33 protein-coding genes are annotated in these 25,671 nt (G+C 39.6%); 12 read left to right on the top strand and 21 right to left on the bottom strand.

The genetic code is table 11. The features are described 5' to 3' along the window. Positions 1 to 116 precede the first annotated feature (116 nt). The 5 genes from VJ09_RS13755 to VJ09_RS13735 form a co-directional block, all read right to left on the bottom strand. Complete coding sequence (locus tag VJ09_RS13755; protein ID WP_052807410.1) at positions 117 to 1,223, bottom strand: S8 family peptidase; 1,107 nt, start codon at positions 1,221 to 1,223, stop codon at positions 117 to 119. 57 nt (positions 1,224 to 1,280) lie between these two features. Further along, the gene (locus VJ09_RS13750; protein ID WP_044642231.1) at positions 1,281 to 1,913 is read right to left on the bottom strand and encodes an SGNH/GDSL hydrolase family protein; all 633 of its coding nucleotides are present in this window, start codon (positions 1,911 to 1,913) and stop codon (positions 1,281 to 1,283) included. A 12-nt stretch (positions 1,914 to 1,925) separates the two neighbouring features. Beyond that, entirely contained in the window at positions 1,926 to 2,942 is a 1,017-nt protein-coding gene (gene spoVAD, locus VJ09_RS13745) for a stage V sporulation protein AD (protein ID WP_044642230.1), read from the bottom strand. 15 nt (positions 2,943 to 2,957) lie between these two features. Further along, positions 2,958 to 3,428, bottom strand: a complete 471-nt coding sequence (gene spoVAC / locus VJ09_RS13740) for a stage V sporulation protein AC (protein ID WP_044642914.1) — start codon at positions 3,426 to 3,428, stop codon at positions 2,958 to 2,960. Between the two features lie 1,153 nt (positions 3,429 to 4,581). Then, positions 4,582 to 5,031 (bottom strand): CBS domain-containing protein, encoded by a 450-nt coding sequence (locus VJ09_RS13735; protein WP_044642229.1) that lies wholly within the window; start codon positions 5,029 to 5,031, stop codon positions 4,582 to 4,584. Between the two features lie 148 nt (positions 5,032 to 5,179). Between VJ09_RS13735 and VJ09_RS17720 the strand changes: the two genes are divergently transcribed. Next, entirely contained in the window at positions 5,180 to 5,536 is a 357-nt protein-coding gene (locus VJ09_RS17720; RefSeq protein WP_052807409.1) for a YugN family protein, read from the top strand. Positions 5,537 to 6,202: 666 nt separating this feature from the next. On the opposite strand, the gene VJ09_RS13725 is transcribed toward VJ09_RS17720, so the two are convergent. Next, positions 6,203 to 6,472, bottom strand: coding sequence for a hypothetical protein (locus VJ09_RS13725; protein ID WP_044642228.1), 270 nt, complete (start codon positions 6,470 to 6,472; stop codon positions 6,203 to 6,205). Positions 6,473 to 6,625: 153 nt separating this feature from the next. On the opposite strand from VJ09_RS13725, the gene VJ09_RS13720 reads away from it, so the two are divergent. Continuing rightward, a complete protein-coding gene (locus tag VJ09_RS13720; protein WP_044642227.1) occupies positions 6,626 to 7,120 on the top strand; it encodes a MarR family winged helix-turn-helix transcriptional regulator in 495 nt (164 codons plus the stop codon). A gap of 120 nt (positions 7,121 to 7,240) precedes the next feature. Here the strand turns inward: VJ09_RS13720 and VJ09_RS13715 are convergent, their stop codons facing one another. Next, a complete protein-coding gene (locus VJ09_RS13715; protein ID WP_044642226.1) occupies positions 7,241 to 7,621 on the bottom strand; it encodes an Asp23/Gls24 family envelope stress response protein in 381 nt (126 codons plus the stop codon). Positions 7,622 to 7,734: 113 nt separating this feature from the next. Beyond that, positions 7,735 to 8,550, bottom strand: coding sequence for an NYN domain-containing protein (locus tag VJ09_RS17715; protein WP_052807408.1), 816 nt, complete (start codon positions 8,548 to 8,550; stop codon positions 7,735 to 7,737). 298 nt (positions 8,551 to 8,848) lie between these two features. On the opposite strand from VJ09_RS17715, the gene VJ09_RS13705 reads away from it, so the two are divergent. Then, positions 8,849 to 9,091, top strand: a complete 243-nt coding sequence (locus tag VJ09_RS13705) for a hypothetical protein (protein WP_044642225.1) — start codon at positions 8,849 to 8,851, stop codon at positions 9,089 to 9,091. Between the two features lie 40 nt (positions 9,092 to 9,131). Here VJ09_RS13705 and VJ09_RS13700 read toward each other — a convergent pair whose 3' ends face one another. Then, complete coding sequence (locus VJ09_RS13700) at positions 9,132 to 9,413, bottom strand: Fpa/YlaN family protein (RefSeq protein WP_044642224.1); 282 nt, start codon at positions 9,411 to 9,413, stop codon at positions 9,132 to 9,134. A gap of 144 nt (positions 9,414 to 9,557) precedes the next feature. Between VJ09_RS13700 and VJ09_RS13695 the strand changes: the two genes are divergently transcribed. Next, the gene (locus VJ09_RS13695; protein ID WP_052807407.1) at positions 9,558 to 9,923 is read left to right on the top strand and encodes a hypothetical protein; all 366 of its coding nucleotides are present in this window, start codon (positions 9,558 to 9,560) and stop codon (positions 9,921 to 9,923) included. 43 nt (positions 9,924 to 9,966) lie between these two features. Here the strand turns inward: VJ09_RS13695 and VJ09_RS13690 are convergent, their stop codons facing one another. From VJ09_RS13690 to VJ09_RS13680, 3 genes are all read right to left on the bottom strand, one after another. Continuing rightward, positions 9,967 to 10,449, bottom strand: a complete 483-nt coding sequence (locus VJ09_RS13690) for a PaaI family thioesterase (protein ID WP_044642910.1) — start codon at positions 10,447 to 10,449, stop codon at positions 9,967 to 9,969. A gap of 121 nt (positions 10,450 to 10,570) precedes the next feature. Then, positions 10,571 to 11,614, bottom strand: coding sequence for a M42 family metallopeptidase (locus tag VJ09_RS13685; RefSeq protein ID WP_044642223.1), 1,044 nt, complete (start codon positions 11,612 to 11,614; stop codon positions 10,571 to 10,573). Positions 11,615 to 11,719: 105 nt separating this feature from the next. Then, entirely contained in the window at positions 11,720 to 12,838 is a 1,119-nt protein-coding gene (locus tag VJ09_RS13680) for an aminopeptidase (RefSeq protein WP_044642222.1), read from the bottom strand. 359 nt (positions 12,839 to 13,197) lie between these two features. Here VJ09_RS13680 and VJ09_RS13675 point away from each other — a divergent pair, with 359 nt between their 5' ends. The 5 genes from VJ09_RS13675 to VJ09_RS18550 all read left to right on the top strand — a co-directional run bounded on the left by VJ09_RS13675 (position 13,198) and on the right by VJ09_RS18550 (position 15,712). Beyond that, positions 13,198 to 13,701: a GAF domain-containing protein gene (locus VJ09_RS13675; protein ID WP_044642221.1), complete on the top strand. Its 504-nt coding sequence runs from the start codon at positions 13,198 to 13,200 to the stop codon at positions 13,699 to 13,701. A 217-nt stretch (positions 13,702 to 13,918) separates the two neighbouring features. After that, entirely contained in the window at positions 13,919 to 14,164 is a 246-nt protein-coding gene (locus VJ09_RS13670) for a hypothetical protein (protein WP_044642220.1), read from the top strand. A gap of 28 nt (positions 14,165 to 14,192) precedes the next feature. Beyond that, positions 14,193 to 14,867, top strand: coding sequence for a YidC/Oxa1 family membrane protein insertase (locus tag VJ09_RS13665; RefSeq protein ID WP_044642219.1), 675 nt, complete (start codon positions 14,193 to 14,195; stop codon positions 14,865 to 14,867). Positions 14,868 to 15,083: 216 nt separating this feature from the next. Beyond that, positions 15,084 to 15,269, top strand: coding sequence for a hypothetical protein (locus VJ09_RS13660; protein WP_044642218.1), 186 nt, complete (start codon positions 15,084 to 15,086; stop codon positions 15,267 to 15,269). A gap of 272 nt (positions 15,270 to 15,541) precedes the next feature. Beyond that, positions 15,542 to 15,712 (top strand): hypothetical protein, encoded by a 171-nt coding sequence (locus VJ09_RS18550; protein WP_154662368.1) that lies wholly within the window; start codon positions 15,542 to 15,544, stop codon positions 15,710 to 15,712. A 107-nt stretch (positions 15,713 to 15,819) separates the two neighbouring features. Here the strand turns inward: VJ09_RS18550 and VJ09_RS13655 are convergent, their stop codons facing one another. The 8 genes from VJ09_RS13655 to VJ09_RS13620 all read right to left on the bottom strand — a co-directional run bounded on the left by VJ09_RS13655 (position 15,820) and on the right by VJ09_RS13620 (position 23,177). Beyond that, positions 15,820 to 16,947, bottom strand: a complete 1,128-nt coding sequence (locus VJ09_RS13655) for a GerAB/ArcD/ProY family transporter (RefSeq protein ID WP_044642217.1) — start codon at positions 16,945 to 16,947, stop codon at positions 15,820 to 15,822. 17 nt (positions 16,948 to 16,964) lie between these two features. Then, positions 16,965 to 17,198 (bottom strand): hypothetical protein, encoded by a 234-nt coding sequence (locus VJ09_RS13650; RefSeq protein ID WP_044642216.1) that lies wholly within the window; start codon positions 17,196 to 17,198, stop codon positions 16,965 to 16,967. A 5-nt stretch (positions 17,199 to 17,203) separates the two neighbouring features. Next, positions 17,204 to 18,400: a Ger(x)C family spore germination protein gene (locus tag VJ09_RS13645; protein WP_044642215.1), complete on the bottom strand. Its 1,197-nt coding sequence runs from the start codon at positions 18,398 to 18,400 to the stop codon at positions 17,204 to 17,206. A 15-nt stretch (positions 18,401 to 18,415) separates the two neighbouring features. Beyond that, positions 18,416 to 19,978 carry a spore germination protein gene (locus tag VJ09_RS13640; RefSeq protein WP_044642214.1) on the bottom strand — a complete coding sequence of 521 codons (1,563 nt, stop codon included), beginning with the start codon at positions 19,976 to 19,978 and terminating at the stop codon, positions 18,416 to 18,418. A gap of 180 nt (positions 19,979 to 20,158) precedes the next feature. Continuing rightward, a complete protein-coding gene (gene nagB, locus VJ09_RS13635; RefSeq protein ID WP_044642213.1) occupies positions 20,159 to 20,896 on the bottom strand; it encodes a glucosamine-6-phosphate deaminase in 738 nt (245 codons plus the stop codon). Further along, complete coding sequence (gene nagA / locus VJ09_RS13630) at positions 20,883 to 22,079, bottom strand: N-acetylglucosamine-6-phosphate deacetylase (RefSeq protein ID WP_044642212.1); 1,197 nt, start codon at positions 22,077 to 22,079, stop codon at positions 20,883 to 20,885. The genes nagB and nagA overlap by 14 nt, the downstream gene beginning before the upstream one ends. A 186-nt stretch (positions 22,080 to 22,265) precedes the next feature. Beyond that, on the bottom strand, positions 22,266 to 22,688 hold the full coding sequence (locus tag VJ09_RS13625; protein WP_052807406.1) for an NUDIX hydrolase: 423 nt from the start codon (positions 22,686 to 22,688) through the stop codon (positions 22,266 to 22,268). A gap of 9 nt (positions 22,689 to 22,697) precedes the next feature. Continuing rightward, positions 22,698 to 23,177, bottom strand: a complete 480-nt coding sequence (locus VJ09_RS13620; RefSeq protein WP_044642211.1) for a PaaI family thioesterase — start codon at positions 23,175 to 23,177, stop codon at positions 22,698 to 22,700. 287 nt (positions 23,178 to 23,464) lie between these two features. Between VJ09_RS13620 and trmB the strand changes: the two genes are divergently transcribed. Continuing rightward, positions 23,465 to 24,154, top strand: a complete 690-nt coding sequence (trmB, locus tag VJ09_RS13615; RefSeq protein ID WP_044642210.1) for a tRNA (guanosine(46)-N7)-methyltransferase TrmB — start codon at positions 23,465 to 23,467, stop codon at positions 24,152 to 24,154. A 36-nt stretch (positions 24,155 to 24,190) separates the two neighbouring features. Here the strand turns inward: trmB and VJ09_RS18545 are convergent, their stop codons facing one another. Then, a complete protein-coding gene (locus VJ09_RS18545; RefSeq protein ID WP_154662367.1) occupies positions 24,191 to 24,340 on the bottom strand; it encodes a hypothetical protein in 150 nt (49 codons plus the stop codon). Positions 24,341 to 24,529: 189 nt separating this feature from the next. Here VJ09_RS18545 and rpsD point away from each other — a divergent pair, with 189 nt between their 5' ends. Next, a complete protein-coding gene (rpsD, locus tag VJ09_RS13610) occupies positions 24,530 to 25,132 on the top strand; it encodes a 30S ribosomal protein S4 (RefSeq protein ID WP_044642209.1) in 603 nt (200 codons plus the stop codon). A gap of 201 nt (positions 25,133 to 25,333) precedes the next feature. Then, entirely contained in the window at positions 25,334 to 25,663 is a 330-nt protein-coding gene (locus VJ09_RS13605; RefSeq protein WP_044642208.1) for a hypothetical protein, read from the top strand. Positions 25,664 to 25,671 lie beyond the last annotated feature (8 nt).

Genomic DNA, 25,671 nt, shown 5'->3' with positions numbered 1-25,671 from the left:
ATTAGCAGTTTTTACTTGATAACTAGCAGACAAAAACATATGAGTCGACCTAATATTGAGTAATTAATAAACCTATTTATGAAAATACCTTGTCTTAAACGAAAGACAAGGTATTTTCATATTCGAACAAGACCTGCTCCTGTCCAACGGTCCTTTCCAGTCGGTGGTAGATCAATAGCCCGCTTTAAAACTAATTGCTTTAACTCTATTGCACTCTTATGTGGGAAGAGCTGACGATAGATCGCTAACACACCAGAAACATGAGCTGTCGCCATAGAAGTACCATTTAAAGTCGCATAGGAATTACCTAAATAAGTACTTAAAATACCTCCACCAGGAGCAGCAATATCTACTTTTTCCCCTGTTGCCGAAAAAGGCAGTCGACGATTACTTTTCCCTACTGCAGCAACAGAAATAGCGGATTCAACTCGAGCAGGTACTTGTACTGTATCTTTATCTCCTGCTGGGTTACCAGAGTTGCCCGAAGCTGCTACAATAATCGTCCCTTGTCTTAAAGCATGCCCAACAATATAGGATAATGATTTGGGAATATTCTGTCCCCCACACATACTTATATTCAGTATATGCATTCGATGAAGAACACCCCACTCAATACCTTGAATCAGATTACCTAATGAGCCTACTCCTAAATGGTCCAATATTTTGATTGCATAAAGAGAGACTCTAGGAGCGATCCCTACTACTCCCATACCATTATGGATAGCACCAATAACTCCTGCTATATGAGTACCATGACCATTTTGGTCTTGGGGAGATTCAGAGGGGGAAAGGATATTTATCCCACCTTTTATATTTGCAGCTAAATCCGGGTGATGAAGGTCAATCCCTGTATCAATAACCCCTACACGTACACCTTGACCTTTGTTAAACGGAACATCTCTCATGATACGTCGGATATTCCATGGAACTATCTGTTTTTCTTTTAAATCAATTTTCCTTTTCTTCCGATATCCTTTCTCAGACTCTCGCATTCTTACAATGGAATATTGAGGTAATGAAAAAAACATATCTCGTTCTAAAAAAATAGTACGAGGGTCTAATATAATCTGTTTCATTACCCGTTCATTTGGGATTAAGAGACTGTACATCGGAAAAATATTACTTTGATAAGCGGGAATTATCCCCTTCTGTCTCATCTCCTGTACTGTATAGGGGCTCCGGTAGATCCAAGTATATCGTCTTGGTGTTTTCCATTCAGGCATATAAACCACCTCCCTTTTATCTATGAAAAAGGAGGTGATTTGGCTTGGATTTCGGAACTAAGAAATAGAGATTGGGCGAAATAACCGCTGAATCAACTGCTCTGAGATAGCATTATACCCTTGCTGATTAGGATGTACTTCATCAGAAAATAATTCCTTTTGGTCTAGGAATAAAGAAAAGGGATCAAAAAATTTGGCTTCCACTCTTTGACACATACCTGCATAAAAGTGGTTTAACGTGCGTACTAGCCAACTTGCCCGCTTAATACCTAATTGATAGAGAGGCAATGGAATATAAAAGCCCAATACATAAATTTCTGCTTTTGGATTATGAGCACGTAAATGGTGCAATATGTTCTGGGCATTTTGTTTTACTTTTCTCATCGTCTTATATAGTCCACCAAATGTAATAGGACCACTTTCCCACAGTTCAATAAAATCACAGCCACCAGTGCTTACAGATAAATGAGTGGCACGAGAAATCATACGAGTGATAGCGGGATTTTGCATTAGTTCTAGTAACTCTGAAGACCTAGTACCTGATACACCAAAATTTCTCAAACAACATTGGTCCGAGTGTTTCAAATGCTGGAACAACTGAGCTACCCAATGTTGATCTGGATAGTCTGCTCCACAACCTTCGGTAAGAGAATCTCCAAATGCTAAATAACAAGTAGGTTTTATTTCCATGCTAATCACCTCCTATGCATGTGGATGTTCCATTGCAACTGCGTGAGCGACACATGGTATTACTTCACCTTGTTGATACGAGATTGGACTGAGCAATGCCCCTGTTGCAACAACAAGTATTTTCTTATAGGTACCTTTTTCTAGCTCTTTTACTAGATGCCCGTAGGTAACGACCGCACTAGAAGCACACCCACTCCCTCCGGCAAATACATTTTGATCTGGATGATACACCATCATACCGCAATCTTGGAATTGCTCTCCCATCACATACCCTTGCTTTTGTAAAAGCTCTTTACAGATGGGATGCCCAACAGAAGCTAAATCACCCGTAACAATTAGGTCGTAATCAGCTGGCGTTCTTCCAGTGTCTTGGAAATGGGTTGCAATCGTTTGCGCTGCTGCTGGAGCCATTGCTGAACCCATATCAAAAGGATTTTTAATCCCTAGATCTGTTACGCGTCCAATCGTAGCGTAACGAATACGTGGTTTCGTCTCATCAATTCCTAAAACTGCTGCTCCCGCTCCCGTTACTGTCCACTGTGCTGTATCTGGCTTCTGTCCACCATATTCTGTCGGATACCGGTATTGTTTTTCTGCCGTACAATTGTGACTAGAAACTCCAGCCACAGCATATTGCACAAATCCGGCATCTACTAAGGCAGCAGATAGCGATAACGAAAGCATCGAGGTAGAGCAAGCACCGTATACACCCATAAAAGGGATTTGAGAAGCTTCCGCTGTGAAAGAGGCTGTTATGTTTTGATTAAGTAGATCCCCCGCTAGATAGACTCCTATCTGATCTAATTTTAAGTTCGCTTTCTTAATGGAAGTAAAAACTGCATCCTGCATCATCTGTCGTTCCGCTTTTTCCCATGTGTCCTGTCCCATGTAAAGATCAGGGTATACTTGATCCAATTCCGAACCAATTTTCCCCTCTCCCTCCATTGGACCTCCTACTGCTGCACTAGAAAGGAGGGCGACAGGTTGCAGATACTCCCAAGTACTACTGCCAAGATGTCTTGTTTGCAAAAAACTCCCTCCTCCTTACAGCAACCACATAGTAACAAGTGTGTGGATTAAACTGACAAAAAATGCGGATACGACTCCAAAAACGATGACAGAACCAGCTAATTTAAACATATTTCCCCCTACACCGAGTACATATCCTTCTGCTTGGTGTTCCAATGCTGCAGATGCGATGGAGTTAGCAAATCCTGTAACCGGAACTGCGGTGCCAGCTCCTGCCCACTGTCCTATGTTGTCATAGATCCCAAAACCAGTTAGTAAACAAGAGATAAAAACTACAGTAGCTACGGTCAAATTATTCGCCATATCTTTTGGCAACCCGAAACCTAACTGATACGCAGTCATCAAACCTTGCCCAAATAAACAGATCAACCCACCCACTAGAAAAGCCTTTAAACAGTTTATTAAGACTTTGGGTTTTGGCTGATACTTTTTGGCAAGATCTTCATATTCTTTGGATTTTATTTGTTGTTTAATATCTGTTTTCATTTGATCCATATAAAAAACCCTCCGCTCTTTGTACTCTTTAGACTGTACGGAGGAGAGTTTTTTCATGCGATTAAGTGAAACTTCCATCAGTTTTCAACCACTCATGGGAAACTAATCAAAGAATAAATTAAAAAAGAGTACCTCCCTAGATAACAGGAGCTACTCTGTATTCGTTTATTTACCCCAGGCCAAGTCTACGACCTGGGGTTGTTCACGATGACAAATAAGCCACCGTACACATTTTTCCTTTGCTAGAGTTCTGAGTGAACTCCAGCTTACAGTCTTCTCATACAAGATGAGAAAACTGTAATGATTCGTCCATAGTGCCAGAGTTTCTCTAAAAGAACTCCGGCTTACAGTCTTCCCATACAAGATGAGAAAACTGTAATGGTTCGTCCATGATGCCAGAGTTTCTCTAAAAGAACTCCGGCTTACAGTCTTCCCATACAAGATGAGAAAACTGTAATGGTTCGCCCATGATGCCAGAGTTTCTCTAAAAGAACTCCGGCTACAGTCTCTCATACAAGATGAGAGACTGTTAGGGCGTGCTCCCTGATTGCTGGGGTTTCTCTAAAAGAACCCCAGCCACAGTCTCCCCATGCAAGATGGGAAGACTGATCAGGGGCATGTTCCCCTGACCACTAGGTGGTAAGGGGAGCACACCCCTTCGCCTCCTAAGAGGCACCCGCAAAGCGGGCACTCAGGGGTCACACCCCTAGGGAGATAACTCCCAGGGATGTGTTTTTGCGGCTACCTGCCGCTCGGTTTGCAGTCTCACTCTAGTAGAAACTGCGCTCAACTGTAAATTTTTAATGGGAATTTACAAACCCTCTGACAGGCAGCCCCCCGGCCCCCTCCATGCAAGGAGTATCATCTCCGCCACATCTACTAGATAGACACTCTCTGTATCAGATTCACTCGCTAACCATAATTGGTTTGACTTCATTTTTTCGAAAAAGAGAAATCTCTTCTTCTATAAATGAAGGCCAAAGCCAAATATGATTAGACTCCCCAAAAAGGGTGAATGAATCTTTCTACAGAAAAGCGTCTACCGTTCGATAGCGAAAACAATACCCCCCACATTTTGGGGACCCGGGGACTACCCGTCAAATATATCTTAACACAACCATTACTATTTTGAATATAAAAACATCTACATTACGTTATTTGTGTCAAAATGTTCATGTTTCCTTACGGAAATCTCTGATAAAGCGCCTCCTGCTTTCTGATCAGACATTTCCTCTGTAGCCAAATCTCCTATAGACAGCATACCTATCAATTGATTTTCTTGTACGACAGGTAAACGGCGAATCTGTGCCTCTGCCATTATCTCTGCCGCCTCCATTAGATCCATTTCTGGTGCAGCAAATATTAGGTTTTGGGACATGACCTCTTGGAGACGCCCAGAATTAGGCTTTTTATCTGCAATTCCTCTTAGTACTAGATCACGATCCGTCACTACACCTGTGACTTTGCCTTCTTCGCAAATAGGTACAATCCCAATATCGTGTTGTTTCATCATAACAGCTGCCTCGAAAATAGTATCATCAGGTGTTAGAAAGTAAAGGTCTTGTGACATCAATTCTCCTACATTTGGTCCCATTTAAAAAGTTCCCTCCTTTTCATTTCATCGTAAGAATCTCCTAAACAGATTTTCTTTATACACTGGCCAAGGTTGCACCCAAAAGAAGATCATACTAATATTAATAGGAATGCAATTTGCCCTTTTTGAAAAGGAGGCACTTTTTCGGATGATTATAACAGATACTCAAATCGAAGGAATCCGTAAAGAGTTTCATGAATTGGAAAAAGCATTGCTAAATTTAGGTTTTGACCGCTGGACTTGGGATTACACGATGGCATACTATGATCTCAAATATACGACTAGCGATGCAGAATATTATCTGCGTGTACCAGGTTACGTCGTAAGTGGCAAACAACTTGAGAATCCAAAAGCAGTTCTCGAGATGAAATCCCCTATCTTTACCCGTCATTTCCATCCACATGGCTTAGATAATAATGTGGAGATCCCAGCAGAACTACAGGACGAAGTATCCAAAAAGATTGCTGAAGTAGTAGAAGCACTGGGTGTTTCAGTAGAAGCTTAAAGAAAAGACCTCTCCGTTTCGTTTTATTCGGAGAGGTCTTTTCGTATAGGATAAATCTCTGTTATGAACTGTTCTTTAACACTTAAAGTAAAAGATTTGTGCATTTTCTATATCCCGATAATTGAACAGAATGATATTTCTGTCAATAAGAGTAGAATATCTTCTGTAAGCTCGTCAAAGAATAATTTTTGCGCTACTCATAAGCCTGTTCCAATGTACACAGAGCCTTCTTGATCCGTTTTTGTAGGTAATAACATTCACCAAGAGCCATAAGAGCTTTGCAATTTCGGTAATCATCTTGCTGCTATCTACCAAGTGGAATGTTTGCTGAAGTGTTCCCTCTGCTAGATCATATTCTCCTTGTTGAAGATGAATTTTACCCAGTTGAGTATAGGTATTAATCGCTAGATTTTTGGCACGAATCTTTTTTCTAACTGATCAACTCAAACAGTTAGACCTCGTTTTCCTTCCACGAGCAGGCTCCGCTGAGTAGAGGTATAAACGCATTTCAGGTTAAAAATTCGACTCTCCTGATATTTAGTAAATAAACAGACCTGAGAATTTGTAAAGTAATTAGGCAAAAAAAGCTACTGATTTCTCGGCAGCTAAATTTACAGTTATTTTAAACATTTTTCAGTGCCATCTATTTTAGGAGGTTCTCTGAAATTATAGGGGTAAGTCAGGGTTGATCTCTAAAAGTATCTTTTTTAAAGACTCTGATTTAACAGTGAACACTTCAAAAACATTGAGGTGTTTTAGATTCGGAAGAATTTCTGCAATATCGGTTAATGCTTCTTTGTATTCTGACGAGTCAGGATTCGTTTTTTCCATAACCATCACATTATGTATAAAAGAGCCTACACTACCTTTCCGTACATATTGACCATTCATTACTAGACCTTCTAAGCCATCTGGAAAAAGATCTTGTGGTTTCATCTTTATCCCCTTTTCACTTAATATAGTTTCCATGTAAACTATATTAAGTGAAAAGGGAGCATTTTGTCAAAATAGTTTCCTCGGATACCATGCTACTCTCCCTCTTTTCTTTTGATAGTGTATGTATAAAAAATATATAAAGTAGGTTTAGGTATGAAAAATATGAATAATGAAAATATATTATCCAGTTCACAAATTATCGATTTGCTAATAAAAACATATCATCAAATAGAACATTCCGAAGAACAACAACTAGAAATGATCCAACAAACTCAAGGAACAGCCATTTCTCAAATATGCAAAGAAATGACTATTACTATGTTTCATGTATTAGATGTGATCGGAAATTCAGAGCCGATTAATGGAATTGCTATTTCCCGATGCTTGGAGATTACCAAAGGTGCAGTTTCTAAAATAACCAAAAAACTACTTACCATGAAATTAATTGATAAAGAGATGCTTCCAGATAATAAAAAAGAAATCTTCTTTCGTCTTACACCGTTAGGACAACAGATTTTTTCCATTCACGCTTCTTTACATGCAGAAATAGAAAAACGTTGGGAAGCTGTCTTATCACAATACAATCAAAAGGAACTATTAACCATTGTTAAATTTCTTGAAGATGTCTCTAGGAAAGAGTTCAGATAGTCAACTTTTTATTAAGCAAAGTACCACTTAGTAGTCAATATTTAGATTATCATTCACACAAAATCCCCAAAACAAAAAAAATCCGCAACTTAAGTTTACCCTAAGTCGCGGATTCTCTTTCTAGCGAAGACGTGGTGTGTTAGCAGAAGTGTCCGTTTCCTCTTGTTTAAACTCGACACCTTCCACCTTGATATTTACTTCTACTACATGCAGTCCTGTCATGAGCTCAATAGCTTCTTTAACCTCGTATTGGAGATTCCGACACACCTCATCAATCGGAATACCATATTCCACAATCACCTTTAGATCGATGGCAGTCTCTACCGAACCTACTTCCACCGTTACTCCTTTGGTTAAGTTCTTTCCACTTACTCTTTTGGCCCAGCCTTCTGTAATACCACCAGACATACTCGCAATCCCTTTGGCTTTGCTAGCAGTTAAACCGGCAATTAGAGCCACAACATCATCCGCTATACGTACTACCCCTAAATTTTCTGCCATGTAGCAGATCTCTCCCTTTTCGCCAAACATTTTTCAGATTCTGACAATGAATTGTCAATCTGACTTCTCTTTCATTTTAACGAAGGAGAATGTTCTTTTCAAACAACTGTTTCCTAGCTCACCTTATATCCGGCAATTTTGATCATCATTTGAGCTTGTGGCTGCTCTAGGTTTACCTTATACCCATAATAAACCTTGTCTGAAACGGTAATCTCATAAGGTAATAAATATTTTCCTTTTACTAACCTAGTAAAAAGGTGCCCTGCTTCCATTTCACTTAACTGAAACTTACGAGCAAAATCATTTTTGATCCATGTACTACCATAACTTTTGCCAATGTTATTGGGGTCACGATACCATTCATAAACTTGAATTACTGAATTGTGGATAAGTCGATCTAGTTGTGAAAAATCATCCATCTCTTCCATATGAAGAAATTCTAACAAGTTATAGGATTCATCACAGAACTCTTGAAGTTGCGCTGTCCTAGATAAACTTTCATCCCATAAACAAAAGAGTTCCACCCGTTTTCCTTTTGACCATAATCGATCTAATAGAGGGATCATATCTTGGTCTGCACTAACGACCACAAAACGCTCGATCTCCGGAATTTGATAAAGTACCTCCATGGCATCAAGACATAGTTGTATATCAGAAGCATTTTTTCTTTCTTTCCCATCTCGTCCATTACCATATACTTGATTCACGTGAACACGCTTTTTCTGAAGACTCATCATGGAGAGATCCAATTGTTCAAAATCAGCATAAGCCTCAATCATACGAATAGAATCCTTCCCATAATGTTCTTGCAAACGAAGAAATAGGTTATGTTGTTCATCCGGATGATCCGGATCCATATGGTATTTCTTTAACCCATAATAAACATTTTCTAAATCAACAAAGACTGCGGTATCTTTTTGCTGTTCCACTTGTCTTCCTCCTTTCCTCTCTTATCATCTTGCCTTATGGTGTATTCTCTTATTCCCTTCTTTTTCCTTTTTTCGAACTCTGTCTACCCTTGTCAGAACTGGTTTTTTTCGCCCCCATTTCAAGTCATACTACTACGAAGCCTGTCGAAGCCCTATTGATGAGAGGCTCTTTCTTTCCCAACTAACAACGAACGCAAAAAGCGACAGTATCTTTTGTGGAGAAAAAAAGTTTTTTTGGTAGGAATTATATTCATCAACCAAGAAATGGTAATTATCTTATCAGAGGGAGTAAATGGACATGTCCGTCTGGTTATATGAACGAACACTCGAAAACCTTCGAATAGAGCTTGATCGATTTGAGCGATTATCTTTTGAAAAGCAAGATGACTTCCAACGCGCCACACGAAGAGGAGCAATTTCGGAAGCTCGCCAATATCGAAAAGAACAATTACTGATCGATGAGAAGATTCGTCTACTAACGAGAGAATTTATTCTGACACAACGGAAATTACAAGCGTGGAGAGAAAACAAAGAAAGATAAAGTAAAACCCTGCAACTCTCTTAGGAGTAGCAGGGTTTTTCTAATTCGATAGAATGGTCGAATACAGTTCAGCCAATTTGCGCTCCAATTCATGGAGAATTTTTTTTCCTGACTCTTGATCGATGAGACCGAGACGTACAGCAAAATCAATTTCTCGAGACAAGCCGAACATTTGTGTATCCAAAACCTCCTCATATAAAGGACATTTCGGAAGTGTTAGGTTGCCTAGTTGTAAAGCAATCAACTGTTCAATTTTTTGTGCGTCTATTTGGAGTTGTTCAAGAGCTTTTGTTTGCAAATCGGTCTGGATTGGCGTGGTCATAGGTAACCCCCCATCGACCGTAGATCACGGTTGAATTAGCAAATCAGCCAACAAGTAGCCTATAAGATCCTTTTATGCTAAAAATAGTTTATCATGAGTGATAAACCTTTGCAAAAGGAAAGCAGACGAAAAGGAGATTACAACATGTCCGATATTATTCTCATAATAGGCAATGTACAGTATGTAATAAACGTAGATCCATCTATTTTTATCGTAGACAAAAACCACTTCCCATTATCAGATCGCCTTCCAGAAACTACCGGTTTAGCGATGGAATTAGGTCCTATCTTGGAACGATCGGAACCAAATCAAGACGCACACTCCGTTATCTGCCACCGATCACAAGGTGAACCGATCACCATTACTTTAGAACAAGCAAAACAAGCATTTCTCTGCTTTGCACAAGATGGAAAGCCACTAAGAGAAGATGGACCTGCTCATCTCTATCTAGCAGACGGTTCTAATAAATCGGATCCAATTCGATTTCTAGAAAAACTAGAAGTTTGCTAAGTAAAAGCATCCCTAAACTTTTTTTGTTGGGGATGCTCTTTTTTCACCTTTTTGCTGGTAGTACATAAAATGTAGCTGTCGCAAAAGCCACCTTTTTCCCACGATCATCTAAGATTACACACTCCGCATGAATCAAAGTCTGGCCTTTGCTCAAAATCTTGGCACGAGAAACTAGCTCTTTCCCCACTCCAGGACGTAAATATTTCATCTGAAGGTCTGTCGTAACAGCTCGCCCACCATCTGGTAAACTCTGATTAATTAGCGATCCAATCGTGGAATCAGCGATCGATGCCGTTATTCCACCATGAACAATGCCTGCACGATTTAACATAAAGGGTGTTATCGGAATCCGAAATTCATATGAACCATCTTTGGTATAAGTGCCAGAAAGACCCATAAACCCAGATAAATAAGCGCTATTCATCGATCGTTTCTGTTTAATTGCTTGTACGGTGAGTTGAAGCAGTTCCTTTTCTTCCTCGCTACCATTTTCGCAGATTTCTTCTAGTTGTTCTTTCCACTTCACCAACTACTCGCTCCTTTTGAAACAATACTCTCCGAGAACCATGATTGAGACTCGCTCCATTGGTTTTAGCAAAGTTGCTCCTCAGATCTTTAAGTGTCTCCATTTTCCGTTTTGAAATGGGTTATAACGTTGGTGTTAATAAATATTGAGAAACTAAGCGATATGTACTTTCCAAGGCGTCTCGGTGTGTTCGCTCATATGCATGAGAAGCATCCACACCAGGACCTATCAACCCATGAATAATATCATTTCCTGCACGAACAGATGCACTTGCATCAGAAGCATAATATGGATATAGATCAAGTTGATACGGAATCTGATGTTCTTTGGCTAACTGAACTAGTTTTTGCCTGAAACCATAATGATAAGGACCTGATCCATCCATCGCACAGATCGATACACTGTATTCATCAGTGCTCTGTCCCTCTCCGATCGCTCCCATATCAACTGCAAGAAATTCCCTTACATGTTCTGAAATACAGGAACTGGTCCCGTGTCCAACCTCTTCCCAATTGGAAAAGTAAAATTGGACCGGATGAGGAAGAATCACTTTGGCAACACACAACGATTTTGCCAATTCAAGCAATACCGCAACACTAGCTTTATCATCAAGATGGCGAGACTTAATAAATCCGCTATCTGTTACCTCTACCTGTGGGGCGAACGATACAAAATCTCCTACGGAAATTCCTAGTTTTTCTACTTCCCCTTTAGTATGTGCCTTTTCATCTAAGCGAACAAACATATTTGGTTGTTCTTTTTTGCGATCCGCATCACGATAAACATGAACAGATGTATGTTGGTCCAAAATCGTACCAGTGTACTCTTTGCCACAAGAGGTATGGATGGTGCAATATACCCCGTCCACCGAAAACCAACCATACCCACCTACTTTGGCCAGTCTGATCTTTCCATCTCCATTGATCTCCTTGACCATTGCTCCTAGTGTATCTACATGTGCTGTGACCACTCGCTTGCTAATAGCTGTTCCTGGATATGTTGCGATCAATCCGCCCTTAGTTGTTCGTTCTAAAGTAAGAATAGGATAATCTCGTAGCTCTTGTTCTATATAATCAATAATTTGATCGGTGTAACCAGTTGGACTACGAAACTCCAATAATCTTTTTAAGGTTTCAACGACTCGCTGGGCGGGAAAAGTATTCATAGTTTTTTGTCTCCTTTTTTATGGTTTATTGTAGCAAAAAGAACCTTAGTCTCACAGCATCAGTGGGGGCTCATGCTGATCTCTAAGGTTCTCTGTGCGCTCATCTTAACCAAGATTCTCTGGATTTAAGGCATGTAAATACTCTGGAATGAAGCGACCATCTTTGCGGATCAGCTCACCGTCAAAGTACATTTCGCCACCACCATAATCAGCCCGTTGGATACATACCATATCCCAGTGAACAGCAGATCGATTGCCATTGTCTGCTTCCTCATAAGCTTGACCTGGTGTAAAATGGAAGCTTCCGTTGATCTTCTCATCAAACAAGATATCTTTCATCGGGGTATTAATGTATGGGTTGACTCCAATAGCAAACTCTCCGATAAAACGTGCACCTTCATCTGTATTCAAAATTTGGTTTAGACGATCTGTTTGATTTCCAGCGGTTGCTTCTACAATTTGTCCATCACGAAATTGAAGGACAATGTTCTCAAACGTGAAACCTTGGTAAACGGTTGGAGTATTGTAACTAATAATTCCATTAACCGAATCGCGGACAGGCGCTGTATATACCTCTCCATCTGGGATATTGCAGCTACCTGCACAAGGGATAGCAGGAATTCCTTTGATAGAAAAGGATAGATCTGTTCCTCTACCGACGATCTGAACTCGATCGGTACGTTCCATCCGCTCTTTTAGTGGCTGCATTGCTTCTTCCATTTTTCGGTAATCGATCAAGCAAACATCAAAGAAGAAGTCTTCAAACTGCTCGGTGCTCATTTGAGCAGACTGAGCCATACTACCATTTGGATAACGCATTACACACCATTTGGTATTTTTGACCCGTTCTTCGCTATGAACACGGTGGTTAAAGATACTCATAAAGAGTCGCTGTTTTTCATCTGGGACATCGCTGTACTCATTGATATTATTCGTACCGCGAATCGCGATATAACAATCCATCGCCTTCATCTGCTCTAATGCCAACTGTGTGACGCGATTCATCTGCTCCTCTGACGTACCAAGCAGCATCGCACGGGTCAATTTTGGATCGTTCAATTGAATAAAGGGATAACCACCTGCTCGATATACCTCTTCGATCAAGGCACGAGCTAGATCACGATCATCCCCAAACACGTCGATTAATACATTTTCTCCACTTTGAACACGAACTGAGTGAGTTACCAACAACTTTGCTAGTCTTTCCACACGTTGGTCACGCATAATGATCCCCTTCTTTTTATTCTAATAAAAACAGATGTTGCAAAACTTCGTATAGCCAGGTTTTGCTTTTTTTGTTGTACTAAACAATTTGAAACAAGCAAATCTAAGGCCTACACTAGTTTTTTCAATCATCTAGTGCAAAAATAAATTTGACGAACATACTGTAAGTAATTAAAGTTATAACGAGTATAAGCATTATTTTACCATGAGTACCTAAAATGACAAATGCATTTTTTGTGAAAAAGAGAAAAAAGTTTGACTTAGATAAAATTTTAGGTACGCAAACAACACCTTTTCCCTTTCCTGTTTACTGTATTCTGGTAATCTAAGGAGAGGAATTTACGGGAGGTATGAGCGAAATGTTCCAATTCGAACAAGCATCTGGAACCAAAGAAGAACAATACGAGTTAGCAATTAAACAGTTACGATACTTATTAGAAGGCGAAACAGATTGGCTTGCCAATTTAGCCAACTCTGCCTCTCATCTTGCCGAAGTGTTGGGTGAAACCAACTGGTCTGGTTTTTATCTTATGAAGCAGGGAGAGCTGGTGTTAGGGCCATTTATCGGAAAAGCGGCCTGTGTCCGCATTCCAGTAGGAAAAGGAGTCTGTGGTACAGCAATAGAGCGTGGAGAAACAATGCTAGTGGAAGACGTTCACGCTTTTCCTGGACATATCGCTTGCGATGCTGCTTCTCGCTCTGAGATCGTCATTCCACTTAAAGTAAATGGTGAAATTATTGGAGTTCTAGACATCGATAGTCCAGTCGTAAGTCGCTTTGACCAAGTGGATCAAAAATATCTAGAACAATACGTCGATACATTGATTTCAATGACTGATTGGACAGGCGTTTTGACTCGATAAAATAGGAACGCTGTTGAAAACACCTCTTACATAAGAGGTGTTTTTGCTATGCTGATCTTTTTGGTTCAAAATGATAGTCACTAGATTGCTAATGAAGAATCATTCAATAACCGATTTTTTATGGTAAGATAGCATTATTATTTATCGTAATAATGTTTATATATCATCTTTTGGAATAATTCGTTAAAAATATAACACTTATTAATGAGGTATATATATGGATTGGTCAATCGACTATTCTCTCATTGTTGTCGTATTAGGTCTTTCCCCACTTATATTTAGTTTGATTCGGTTCAATTGGACAATCAATACAGGTTCTCCTCTGTATTCGGTATTATATCTGCTCAAAAGTTCTGTACTAGTCGAATCGAATGCCATTCGTCCTAGACTCCGTTGGATTCGCCGTAAAATAATACCAGTTAATGGGAAGGATGAAGTAGATCCTTTGAATATTTTTTCCTAATAAAATATCATTTAGGGAGGAATATTCTATGTTTTCATGGTTAGATCCAATCATTAAATTATTAGATGAGTTACTACAAGTGTTTTTCTCGGTTACCGGAGATTGGGGATTTGCGATCATTTTACTTACCATTTTGATTCGTTCTATATTGTTCGCAACCAATCTTAAAACGGCAAGACAACAAGTGAAAATGGCGCGAATTCAACCATTACTTAGCAAAATAAGAGAGAACTATGCAAAGGATTCTGCACTACTCTTTCAGAAAACATCGGAGCTTTACTCAAAATATGGTGTAAAGCCAGTATCTTTCTTATGGATCGCGCTGGTGCAAGCTCCTATATTTCTCTCTTTATATCAACTCTTCACTTCCCATGGATTTTTTGTTTCTACTGCCATTCTTCCATGGATCGATTCTCTTCATTCGCCAGACCCGCTTCACATAACACCCATTGTCTATGCTGTTGTTTCACTGATCGCCTCTTGCATTCCATTAACTTCAGAAGCGGTCGTAGCTAGTTCCATGCTCCAACGTGCTGGTTTCCCTATGCTGATCTCAATTATCTTTTTGTTTGTGATGTGGTCAGCACCAGTCGCAATAGGATTATATTGGATCTCTAATTCTATTTTCACTATTGTCGAACGTGGATTTTATCGGACTGCTTGGGGTAAAAAATTGTTATATAAAGAAGTAACAACTATTTGATAAAAAATCAACCCACCTCCTATATATAACATTTCGGAGGTGGGTTTTTATTTGATACCCGATATCTAATCATTATGAAATATGATAAAATTAAGTTAGTTTCTCATAAGTTGCCCACCTGAGAGGAGATTTCGATGATCTTTTCTCAGGTGGGCAACTTGAGTAACTGAATACTGGTCACTCTTGTTGTCTTCCTTACACCAAGGAGGTGGCGAGATGTTTATATTACTATTTACTTTATTTTTGGTTGCTTTTTTTTATGCGACAATCCACCTAGAGCGTTGGATTTTATCTAGATATACTCTTTCTTATCGTAGAAAGAAGTTACTAGAAAAAACGGTAGTTTTGATCCTTTCTGCCATATTCACCATGCTCTTAGTGCTACTACTAAATCTCTCTTGACCAGTTTGCATCTATTTGCTGAATTACGAGCGAATAGATGCTCTTTATTTTTGGATATAAGTTTCTTTCTAGAACGCCTCTATACTTTGGAACATGGTACTTGAAAGATAAAAAATACTTTACACTCTTTAAATATTATCATAAGATTTAGTCATCTGATCGTTTCTAATCCCCAAGAAGGGCTTGTATTCATGCCTTTCTTGGGGATTAGAAACTAGGATCAGTGTAGCTGGTCACTAGCATCTAATCCCTTACAATAAGGAGGGATTAGCATGATGTTAGGAATTTATATTGTGCTTATTGCATTAGCTATTTTTTTCCACAAAATCTCTAAGCATTATGATGCAAAAAGAGACGACGAACGCGCTTGGGATTATTTTCGCTATGCAATATATTCAGCAGGATTCGCAGTAGTTATCGCTCTAATACAATTAACCACTTAATACAATTTTGACCAGCTGGCACATCATCAAGAGCTTTGTCTCTTGCAGATGTGTCTTTTTCTTTTTTACCATCTCTATATTCAACAACGATTTCCTTCATGTATTTTTTAACCACTAAGCCCCTTTCCACGAGGAAGCCCCTTCTTATTTTCTCGAATCTGTTTTCGTTTCCCTATAATCCAGACCAAAAATGGAACAACAAAACCAAGTGTTAACACATAAGGAATCCAAACGGTTGTATTAAAATAGCTCATATAAACATAATTTGGAAAAATAATAAGCGATAAAACCACTGTAATCATACTAATCGGAAGTACTACTGGACGATAGTCTGTTAATCTAAACATCTGTTTGATACTCATCATTAAAGCATAAAAGTAAAGGGAAGCTTTAAATAAGATCGTAATCATCCACATCCCCGCGATGATAACCTCAATTCTCTCCAAATTTCCAATACTAATTTTCTTCGCTAAAACATAAGTAGGATAAATATTCCTTTCTGTAAAAAAGCTTCCTAGAACTAAGATACATAAAGCAGTGATGATGAGCATTACTATTCCACCGATGATCGTGCCTTTCATCAGACTCTTTTGGATTGCTTGGGCATTATTTATAGAAGATAAGATATATAGAAACGTAAACATGGTTAATGAACAACCACTTATAAAAGTTAACATCGCATGTATAGTTGGTTTTATCCCTTGTTCTAAAACGGGTTGGATCTTATCTATTTCTAACTCAGGAAATAGAGTAAATACAATGATGAAAAAAAGGAAAAAAAATACAACGAAAAAGATTTCAGCTGAACGAGCTAAGGTTTTAATCCCAAGCCGAACTCCAAAAGCAATAACGGTCATAAAAACAACATGGATTGCAACCGCAGGTGTTTCAGGTATCATTTGAGTGGTAAAAAAATTGCCAATAATCGACAATAAATCAGCTGAAACACATATAAAGTAAAAAATATATAGGATCGAAACCAATTTTCCAATCCATTTCCCTAAGAGCCATTCTAAGCCAGCTGAAAAGTTTTTATCCGGAAAAATCATGGCTATCCTTGAATATAACCAGACGATCCATAAGCTAACAAACACTCCCAAAATAACAGCAATCCAAGCATTTTGTTTTGCTATCGATGCTAGTGTGGAAGGCTGGACAAGAATCGTTGTCCCAATAAAAAATAGGACAACGAAGATCGTCATTTGACGTACATTCACTTTTTCGATTTGTTTCATACTGACTTTCACCATCTTTATCGAAACAGATTATTGATCCATTCCCCAATAGGCCGATAGATTATCTCAATCAAACCATATGGATTAGGTAGATCCATTCCCATCGCCATCGTTATCCCAGATAAAACTGCTACACCAAGGAAAAGGGAAAAAAACACCAATTCTCTAGTTTGCTTCTGCCGTAGTAGAGTAGGAACTTCGATCCAGATTATTCCTAACGCAGCAATAAATACTCCGAAGATCGCCCACATAAGTATTACTCCTGTTTTTGTTTCGAAACTGATTCTGAAGTGGTTCCTGTATGTTCTAGTTCGGCTGTCACCTTGATTTGGACGTCAAGATCAGGAAATTCTTTTTCCCATTTTTTCTGTAGATTTTTCCATGCTTTTGGGTCAGCCTGTTCTATTTTATCTCCAAAACCAAAGATATCGCTTTGAAATTCTGTTTGCGTTTTCTTAACTGCTACTTCCATTTTCTCTTGAATATCTTGTTTTACTTTTGTTTCCAACTCACTCATGATTTTGGGATTAGTAAATTCCAGATCACACTCTACTTCGCCCACATTTCCCTGTAATTTCGTTTCGATCTGAATGGACGGCTTCCCATTGTTATATTTTCCCTTTACCTTCGTATCGGTACGAATAATCTCGATTGCCGCGATTCCACTATTACATGGTACATTGACAATCGTACTCTTCACATTGCCCTCTATATAGTTATAGCCTTTACTTTCCTCCTCATTTAAATAACCTACTAGCCGATCTTTTTTAAATACAGCTAATTCATCGAGCTGGATCTTAGCGGAAGGATCCGTTCTTTCCACATTAGAAAGCTCCATCCCTTGAGATGGATCTCCTTTTAGGAGAACTCCTGTTAAGACTGGATTCCTTCCTTCACCTGACAAATTAGAAATCAATTCATCCAAGTTGGTCCCTTTTGTTGGTGCCCACACCTTTTCAGACGTTTCAAGAGACTTATATACTTTCATACCTGGGATTTTTTCCAAGGGCGTTTGCACTTTTAATATTTGCTCAGCTGATGTACCTTTAGCTACCAATAAATAAAAATCGGTTCGCATTTCGTGATCTCTTGATATAAAATCGATCGCTTTGGCAATTCCTTCTTTTGCCAAAGCCTCTCCAAACACAATAACCCGCAAGTGGGACCAATATAGTTTTCGCGGAGAGTATTTGGTTAATTTTCGCACTGTCTCAAAAATGGTTTTGCCAGTTTCCTTGTAAATAACAACTGGAGTACGATTGCCTCCACCTGTTTGGGTAGCTATTTCAGAAGGTAATATCACTTGTGCCGTTAGCTGAAATTCACCATCTTCGGTTTTGTCAATCCCAACTCCGCTCATGATTGCCAGTTCATTTAGTTCCTTTTTACTCCAACACCCTGTTGTCATAAATAGAAGCAGCAGAATACACAAGAATAGATTTCTTCGATTCATTCCATTTCCTTCTTTCTAGTGCTTCATCTTAATTCGAACTCGGTTTTGATGACTAATCAATCGAGGGCGAGAAAATAGTTTCCCTCGAGGAAAACGGAAGATAGCATCTTTTTGATCTTCTTGAATGTAAGGGCCAAAGGGCGCCATATACGGAACTCCAAATGACCGCAGACTACATAAGTGAAAAATAAGTGCAATCAAACCCAAGCCAACTCCCAACAGACCTATAAAACCCGCTAGACCCATAAAGATAAATCTTAGAATTCTTACAGGAAACGACATCGTATAAGAGGGAAACATAAAGCTACTAATCGCCGTGAGGGACACGACAATTACCATTGCCGCTGAAATTAAACCAGCCTGTACAGCGGCTTGACCAAGTACTAATGCACCCACAATAGAAATGGCAGAACCAACGTTTTTGGGCAGACGCAGTCCAGCCTCCCGCAAAACTTCAAAGGTAAACTCCATCATCATCGCCTCAAAAAGAGCCGGAAAAGGTACTCCATCACGTTGAGCAGCTAAACTGATTAAGAGGGAAGTGGGAATCATTTCTTGATGATAAGTAGTAACTGCAATATAAATGGATGGAACTAGCAGAGCCATCACAAAAGCGATAAAACGGAGAATGCGAACAAAGGTACTAATATCAAATCGTTGGTAATAGTCTTCATTGGAGTGAAAAAAATGGACAAATAGTCCAGGAACCAAAAGAGCAAACGGAGTCCCATCTACCATGATGGCAACCCGACCTTCTAGTAACCCTGCTGCAACTGTATCAGGAAGTTCCGTAGAATAAGTAGTTGGAAATGGAGTATATGTCGTATCTTCGATTAGCTCTTCGATATATCCACTATCCAAAATGGCATCAATATCAATAGAATCCAAGCGAGAGAAAACTTCTTTGACTACTTTTTCATCGGCAATTCCGTCTATATATAGAACAGCAACATCTGTTTTGGTAACTCTACCAATCTGTCTAGTATCGATCCTCAAATGTGTATCTTTTATTCTCCGGCGAACGAGAGCCGTATTAGTACGCATTGTTTCGGTAAAGCTCTCTTTCGATCCTTTTACTACACTCTGCGTACTGGATTCTTGCACTCCACGCTCTTTCCACTCTCTCGTACTAGAGATTAAACCTTGGTTTTGCCCATCAATTAATAAAATTGTGTCTCCAGACAAAAGCGAATGATACAACAGTTTAAAGTCAAAAACTTTTTTTGTTTCTCCAACTGTCAGTATATGATTTTTTAAATACGCGATGATATTTGTTTGATCTGGATCACCGTCTGTATTTGTGACATTCTTTACATCTGCCATTAATGATTTCAATATATTTTCTTGAATATAATTAATGTTCACCAAACCATCTAAATAAAAGATTGCTGCTTTGACATTGGTTTTACCGAGCTGAAATTCGCGGACAATTAGGTCGCTACAATTCCCAAGTGTAATTTTAATAATCTCTAAATTCTTAGAAAGACTCTTGTAAATTAACTTTGTTGGTTGTTGTTCGTTGATTTTTTGTTCTTTGTCTTTTGATAGCTTTTCTATTAGATTAATGAAATTTCTCATATTAGCCCCCTCTTTGAAGCATTCTTTATTTTTTATCTACAATCGTTATTTCATGCTAAAAATGGGTGTTTTTTATAAAAAAAGATGACTCCTGATTTGTTCAGAAGTCATCTTTTCGAATTTAGCATAAATGTAGAAACTTTTTACCATCCAACTTAAAAGCCAAAAATGATGTAATGATTATACTTTTTCCGTTAACAAAGACAATGCTTCCTCATCCGCAATAACCGTCACATTGGGATGACTTTTGAGTACGGTGGCTGGAATTTCTTCTGTCTGTTCCTTTTCAAATAGATCCCGAACAATCGGTGCTTTACTCTCACCGCTTACTAATAAAAGAATTTCGTTGCTTTCCATAATCGAAGAGATTCCCATCGTAATCGCATGAGTTGGAACTTCTTCGATTGAGTCAAAGAAGCGTTTGTTTGCTTCACGAGTCGATTCCGTTAGCTCTACAACATGCGTATTGGTCTGAAATGACGTACCTGGTTCATTAAATCCAATATGACCATTGCGTCCAATCCCAAGTAGTTGTAAGTCTATTGGACCTTTTGTACGTAGCAGTGATTCATAGTTCAGACACTCTTCTTCCATGTTCTCTACTTGTCCACTTGGTACATAGGTGTTATCCAGTTGGATGTCGATCCCAGAAAACAAATTCTTATTCATAAAGTATCGATAACTTTGAGGATGCGATCCGTCCAATCCCACATACTCATCTAAATTAAACGTGGTCACCTGTTGATAAGAAGTACCATTTTGCTCATAATCTTGCTTTAAAAATCCATACGTTCCCAATGGGGTAGAGCCAGTTGCTAGACCTAAAACAGCATTTGGTTTTTCCATCACTAACTTGATCATTTTTTCTGCAGCTAATTTGCACATCTCTCGATAATCTTTTGCTTTAATTAGTTCCATTGGTCGTTTCTGTACTCCTTTGATATGATATTTCTCCACGACTTACTGTCATTTCTAGTTCTAATTCATCCGTTAACCATACAAAATCAGCGTCTTTTCCTACTGCAATACTCCCTTTTCGGTCCCAAACACCCAATTCTTTGGCAGCGTTGGTAGAAGAGATCTGAACCAGTTCTTCTAAGCTTGCACCGGCAAACTCTCTCATATGCCAAATTGCATCTTTCATTTTGAGAATACTGCCTGCTAGAGACCCATTGGACAGCCTTGCCTCCCCATTTTCTACGGTTACTTCTTGTCCGCCTAGGTCATACTTCCCATTCCGCAAACATTTCGCTCTCATCGAATCAGTGACTAAGACTGTTCGATCCGCCGAAATCTGATCATAAGCAAGCTTTACCATTTTCGGATCGATGTGGATTCCATCTACGATCATTTCAACCATTAGTTCATCTGATAGCATCGCTGCACCCACCACACCTGGTTCACGGTGATGAAGTCCTCTCATCTGGTTGTATAAATGAGTTACATGGGTTGCACCTGCTGCAATCGCTTCACGTACTTGCTGGTAGGTAGCACTTGTATGGCCAATCGAGGCAACTACTCCAGTCTCAGCTAAATACCGAATCAAATCAAGAGCATTCTCCTCTTCTGGAGCCATCGTAATGAGACGTATATGATTTTTCGCTATCTCTTGCCATTCTTTCATCTGAAATATATCAGGAGGAGTGATATGCTCAATTGGCTGAGCGCCCGCCATTTTCGGATTAATAAAAGGTCCTTCCAAATGAATTCCTAGGCACTCCGCCTGTCCAGAGGTAGGTTGTGTCTCGATAAAATCAGCTGCATTTGCAAGTGCTCGGCTGATCGCTTCTTTTTCTTGCGTGATAGTTGTAGCCAAAAAACTAGTAGTTCCTTCTTGCCCCAGAGCTTTCGCCATTGTGGTTAACGCTTCTGGTGTAGCGTCCATCGTATCAGCACCATCGGTTCCATGTATATGTACATCAATCATCCCAGGCAAGAGGAGGCCTTTTCCTTCTAATGAGATCGTTTGGTCCGCATCTCCCTGATAATGGGTCATTTCGCCGATTTCCTGAATTTTTCCACCTTCTGTGAGGAGATAAGCATCTGTAAGCCAACCTACTTCTGTATAAATATTAGCATGCGTCCATGCGATTTTGCCCATTATCTTCATCCTTTCTAGAATCTACTCGAAAAATAATCTGAATCAAATTCGTTCCGTTACTTTTGCCTTAGTCATTCCTAGCTCCAGATTTTCTCCGTTTGGTCCGCAGTTTGAAAATGACTTTCATTCCATGAAAAAAGTACCTATCGCAGTAGTAGATGTTCATGCTGCTAGGTACTTTTCCCCTTAATTTCGCAACTCCGTATAAACCCGGTAGGCTTTCTTGATCTCTTCTTTCATCCAATCCGGAAATGGAGTTTCCTCCAATTCATCGATTGGAACCCATAAAAACAGATCATGCTCTTCGCTCAGTTGAACTTCTCCAATTGGTTGATCACAGGCAAATTTGAGTAGGACTAGATGCTTTTCTTCTTGCACTTCGTCATATACATATGCGGGTGCAACTACTTTTACCTCTAGCCCCGTCTCTTCTTTGATCTCTCGAGCAAGAGCCTCCATAATTGGCTCTTCTGGTTCTACCGATCCACCAGGAAAATCCCATAAATGAGACTCTCTGTTTTTTCTTTCTTGTGGAGAACGTCGCAATACGAGAACTTTTCCTTCGTCAAAGAGGATCGCTTTTGCTGCAATGGTGAGCGGTTTGCCCATTTTTTCCACCTACTTTATATGAAAAAAGGTAGAAGAAGCAGTTGCGATAATTTTATGGTTCTCATCGACCACTCTACATTCTAACATGATGATGGTTTTACCTTGTTTCACTACCTTGGTGTGTGCATAGAGCCATCCATTTTCACCTTTGTTTAAAAAATGGATGTTAAGGTCCAATGTGACCGCTTTTGCTTCTTCCCCAAGTAATTGAAAGACTGTTGAGCCTAAAGATGTATCAATAAAAGTAGCAGTAATCCCTCCATGCAAGATTTGGTAACGGTTCTGAAGTTCATTCGTAATCTGCATGCGGTGAAGGTATTCCCCTGTATTCTCATCTTGTCCTACATATTCGTAGTGAATCATTTCTTCTACATAAGCCAAAGGACTTTTGCGTGAACGTTTTAATGCTTGAACTAAATGAGTGATCGTTTCTACTTCTTTAGGTGTTAAATCGTCTAATTCATGGTGTAGTTTTTCCCTCGTCATCATCTACGACTCATCCTTCTCTATAAAAGTCCCATATCCCTTCCTTATCTTAGCCAATGCGAATATGAATGGCAATGCGACAATATAGGCAGTCTCCATTAAAGGGAATAGATCTCGAACAGAAAAAACCTCCACTTCAATATTTGGAAGAAGCAAGGAAGATAGGTAGGGGACACTGTTCCTAAAGATCTAATTCATCAACTAGTATGGAAGCGAAGAAAACTCCCACTGATGAAAGTTTCACTTTATAATAATGAGATCTGACTTAAAAAGGTAGGTATCTTTCTTCTATGAGACTGCGCAGAAATCCAAATGCTATCCCACGATTACAAGAACATCCTCTGGTAATCAATGATCCTCATCAGGTTAAAGGATCTTGGAAAAGCCTCTATGCCAAACCAAATCAGCCGCTTTATGTGGAACTCGGAACAGGAAAAGGGCAATTTTTGGCAAAAGCGTCAACGCAACATCCTGACCACAACTGGATCGGGATTGAAAAGATCCAAGAGCCTCTTCTTCAAGCGGCGGAAAAAGGAACGGCTACAGAGAACACCAATCTCCGTTATATTTGGATGGATATCCAAAAACTACGAGATGTATTCGCTCCTGGTGAAGTGGATCGCTTTTACTTGCATTTCAGTGATCCCTGGCCGAAAGCACGTCATTATAAACGACGTCTTACTTATCGGGACTTTCTAGCTATCTATGCTGAGCTACTTGCACCAGACGGCGATCTCATTCTCAAAACAGATAGTCTCTCCCTCTTTGACTTTTCCTTAGAAGAATTCCATGAGATGGGATGGACTTTGCAAGACTTGACTCGCAACCTGCATGAGAGTCCATGGAATAAGTGGAACATCCAGACCGAATATGAGCAAAAATTTGCAGGTCGTGGTATGCCAATTCATTTTGTTCGAGCTACCCCTCCGAAGTCGACAGACAGTATGGAAGTGGAGGAAGTAGAAAAAGAAAACGAGTAACTAAATCAGAATCAATGAAACGGTTCTAATCTTGATTTAGGCAGTGACTTTGTCAAAAGCAACCGAACGAGTCGAATCAAGATTTACGGAATAAAAATAAATAGGAAGAAGTTTCTTTTTCCATTTATCAAGACTAATCATTGCATTTTTAGCTAATCCAATATAATATTGGTCTGTATGGCTCAAAATACCCTCTCCTAAGGGACTTGAGGATAGCATGCAAACGATAGGTGAAGGGATCACCCTCACTGATTTGCCTCGTTTAAGCGAGTATCCCACCTTTTCGCCGCTATCCGGATTGTGAGGATAATCATAGCAAATCAGCAACCCTGTCATTTGCGAAATATCTGCAAATGATGAAAGGAGTTTTTCATAATGGCACGTTATACTGGCCCACGTTGGAAACTGAGCCGTCGTCTAGGAATCTCCCTCTCGGGAACTGGGAAAGAGCTGAACCGCCGCCCATACGCTCCTGGACAACATGGTCCAAACCAACGCAAAAAACTTTCCGAGTACGGTATCCAACTTCAGGAGAAACAAAAACTTCGTCTGATGTATGGTCTCGGAGAAAAACAATTCCGTACCCTGTTCGACAAAGCAGGCAAAATGAAAGGTGTACACGGGGAGAACTTCATGAAGTTGCTCGAATCCCGTCTGGACAACCTTGTTTATCGCTTGGGTCTTGCTCGTACTCGTAGCCAAGCTCGCCAGCTTGTAGTTCATGGTCACGTAACAGTAAACGGTAAAAAAGTAGACCGTCCTGCTTACCAAGTAACTCCTGGTGAAGTAATCGGTCTTCGTGAAAAAAGCCGTGGCTTGTCCATCGTCAAAGAATCTTTGGAAGAGCGTTCATACCTTCCAGAGTACGTAGCTTTCGACGAAAACAAGCTAGAAGGCTCTTACACTCGCCTGCCAGATCGCAGCGAATTGCCAGCTGAAATCAACGAAACCCTGATCGTAGAGTTCTACTCTCGTTAATCGGTTTTGGAAAACCACCCTGTTCCCTTTTGGGAGACAGGGTGGTTTTGTTTATATAGAAAATGGAAGTCTTTTGGTATAATAATAAGATAGGGACTATTCTGAAATAGATGACAGATCCCTAAATGTAAAGGGAACTATTAATTCAAAGTGCTCTCATCACTTCTGGGTACATAGCTTCCATCGGAAAGGGTGATTTGAATGAAAACATCTCCAAAGGGTACAAGAAAAATCACGATAGAAGACCACTCATTTTATTATGTGGTTAACGAAAATAGAGACAATGTAAAGCTTCGGGTTTATTCAGGAGAATGGAAGTCCTCTTATTTTGAAGTATGTTTCACCTATCAGGATGCGTGGGGTACTAACTTTCATAAACCAGGTGTCTGTGCCGCATTGACCAAATACGCGATCCAAAATGGATGGAAGCATACGGAAAAAAATCAAACTTTGCTTGTTTCAGAAGGTAGCTTTTTAGTAGAAGAATTGGGACTTGAAGAAATCTCGAATCAAAGTCAAACCGCTGTGTAGGATAAAAC

It is taken from the genome of Risungbinella massiliensis (genome assembly GCF_000942395.1).
Classification (GTDB): Bacteria; Bacillota; Bacilli; order Thermoactinomycetales; family Thermoactinomycetaceae; genus Risungbinella; species Risungbinella massiliensis.
This window is presented reverse-complemented; position numbering and strand designations above follow the sequence as displayed.

Excerpts from the sequence above, each read along its gene's own strand:
- VJ09_RS13755 (WP_052807410.1), bottom strand. The coding sequence starts at position 1,223 with ATGCCTGAATGGAAAACACCAAGACGATATACTTGGATCTACCGGAGC.
- VJ09_RS13750 (WP_044642231.1), bottom strand. The coding sequence starts at position 1,913 with ATGGAAATAAAACCTACTTGTTATTTAGCATTTGGAGATTCTCTTACC.
- spoVAC (WP_044642914.1), bottom strand. The coding sequence starts at position 3,428 with ATGAAAACAGATATTAAACAACAAATAAAATCCAAAGAATATGAAGAT.
- VJ09_RS13735 (WP_044642229.1), bottom strand. The coding sequence starts at position 5,031 with ATGGGACCAAATGTAGGAGAATTGATGTCACAAGACCTTTACTTTCTA.
- VJ09_RS17720 (WP_052807409.1), top strand. The coding sequence starts at position 5,180 with ATGATTATAACAGATACTCAAATCGAAGGAATCCGTAAAGAGTTTCAT.
- VJ09_RS13725 (WP_044642228.1), bottom strand. The coding sequence starts at position 6,472 with ATGAAACCACAAGATCTTTTTCCAGATGGCTTAGAAGGTCTAGTAATG.
- VJ09_RS13720 (WP_044642227.1), top strand. The coding sequence starts at position 6,626 with ATGAAAAATATGAATAATGAAAATATATTATCCAGTTCACAAATTATC.
- VJ09_RS13715 (WP_044642226.1), bottom strand. The coding sequence starts at position 7,621 with ATGGCAGAAAATTTAGGGGTAGTACGTATAGCGGATGATGTTGTGGCT.
- VJ09_RS13705 (WP_044642225.1), top strand. The coding sequence starts at position 8,849 with ATGTCCGTCTGGTTATATGAACGAACACTCGAAAACCTTCGAATAGAG.
- VJ09_RS13700 (WP_044642224.1), bottom strand. The coding sequence starts at position 9,413 with ATGACCACGCCAATCCAGACCGATTTGCAAACAAAAGCTCTTGAACAA.
- VJ09_RS13695 (WP_052807407.1), top strand. The coding sequence starts at position 9,558 with ATGTCCGATATTATTCTCATAATAGGCAATGTACAGTATGTAATAAAC.
- VJ09_RS13685 (WP_044642223.1), bottom strand. The coding sequence starts at position 11,614 with ATGAATACTTTTCCCGCCCAGCGAGTCGTTGAAACCTTAAAAAGATTA.
- VJ09_RS13680 (WP_044642222.1), bottom strand. The coding sequence starts at position 12,838 with ATGCGTGACCAACGTGTGGAAAGACTAGCAAAGTTGTTGGTAACTCAC.
- VJ09_RS13675 (WP_044642221.1), top strand. The coding sequence starts at position 13,198 with ATGTTCCAATTCGAACAAGCATCTGGAACCAAAGAAGAACAATACGAG.
- VJ09_RS13670 (WP_044642220.1), top strand. The coding sequence starts at position 13,919 with ATGGATTGGTCAATCGACTATTCTCTCATTGTTGTCGTATTAGGTCTT.
- VJ09_RS13665 (WP_044642219.1), top strand. The coding sequence starts at position 14,193 with ATGTTTTCATGGTTAGATCCAATCATTAAATTATTAGATGAGTTACTA.
- VJ09_RS13660 (WP_044642218.1), top strand. The coding sequence starts at position 15,084 with ATGTTTATATTACTATTTACTTTATTTTTGGTTGCTTTTTTTTATGCG.
- VJ09_RS18550 (WP_154662368.1), top strand. The coding sequence starts at position 15,542 with ATGATGTTAGGAATTTATATTGTGCTTATTGCATTAGCTATTTTTTTC.
- VJ09_RS13655 (WP_044642217.1), bottom strand. The coding sequence starts at position 16,947 with ATGAAACAAATCGAAAAAGTGAATGTACGTCAAATGACGATCTTCGTT.
- VJ09_RS13650 (WP_044642216.1), bottom strand. The coding sequence starts at position 17,198 with ATGTGGGCGATCTTCGGAGTATTTATTGCTGCGTTAGGAATAATCTGG.
- VJ09_RS13645 (WP_044642215.1), bottom strand. The coding sequence starts at position 18,400 with ATGAATCGAAGAAATCTATTCTTGTGTATTCTGCTGCTTCTATTTATG.
- VJ09_RS13640 (WP_044642214.1), bottom strand. The coding sequence starts at position 19,978 with ATGAGAAATTTCATTAATCTAATAGAAAAGCTATCAAAAGACAAAGAA.
- nagB (WP_044642213.1), bottom strand. The coding sequence starts at position 20,896 with ATGGAACTAATTAAAGCAAAAGATTATCGAGAGATGTGCAAATTAGCT.
- nagA (WP_044642212.1), bottom strand. The coding sequence starts at position 22,079 with ATGGGCAAAATCGCATGGACGCATGCTAATATTTATACAGAAGTAGGT.
- VJ09_RS13625 (WP_052807406.1), bottom strand. The coding sequence starts at position 22,688 with ATGGGCAAACCGCTCACCATTGCAGCAAAAGCGATCCTCTTTGACGAA.
- VJ09_RS13620 (WP_044642211.1), bottom strand. The coding sequence starts at position 23,177 with ATGATGACGAGGGAAAAACTACACCATGAATTAGACGATTTAACACCT.
- trmB (WP_044642210.1), top strand. The coding sequence starts at position 23,465 with ATGAGACTGCGCAGAAATCCAAATGCTATCCCACGATTACAAGAACAT.
- rpsD (WP_044642209.1), top strand. The coding sequence starts at position 24,530 with ATGGCACGTTATACTGGCCCACGTTGGAAACTGAGCCGTCGTCTAGGA.
- VJ09_RS13605 (WP_044642208.1), top strand. The coding sequence starts at position 25,334 with ATGAAAACATCTCCAAAGGGTACAAGAAAAATCACGATAGAAGACCAC.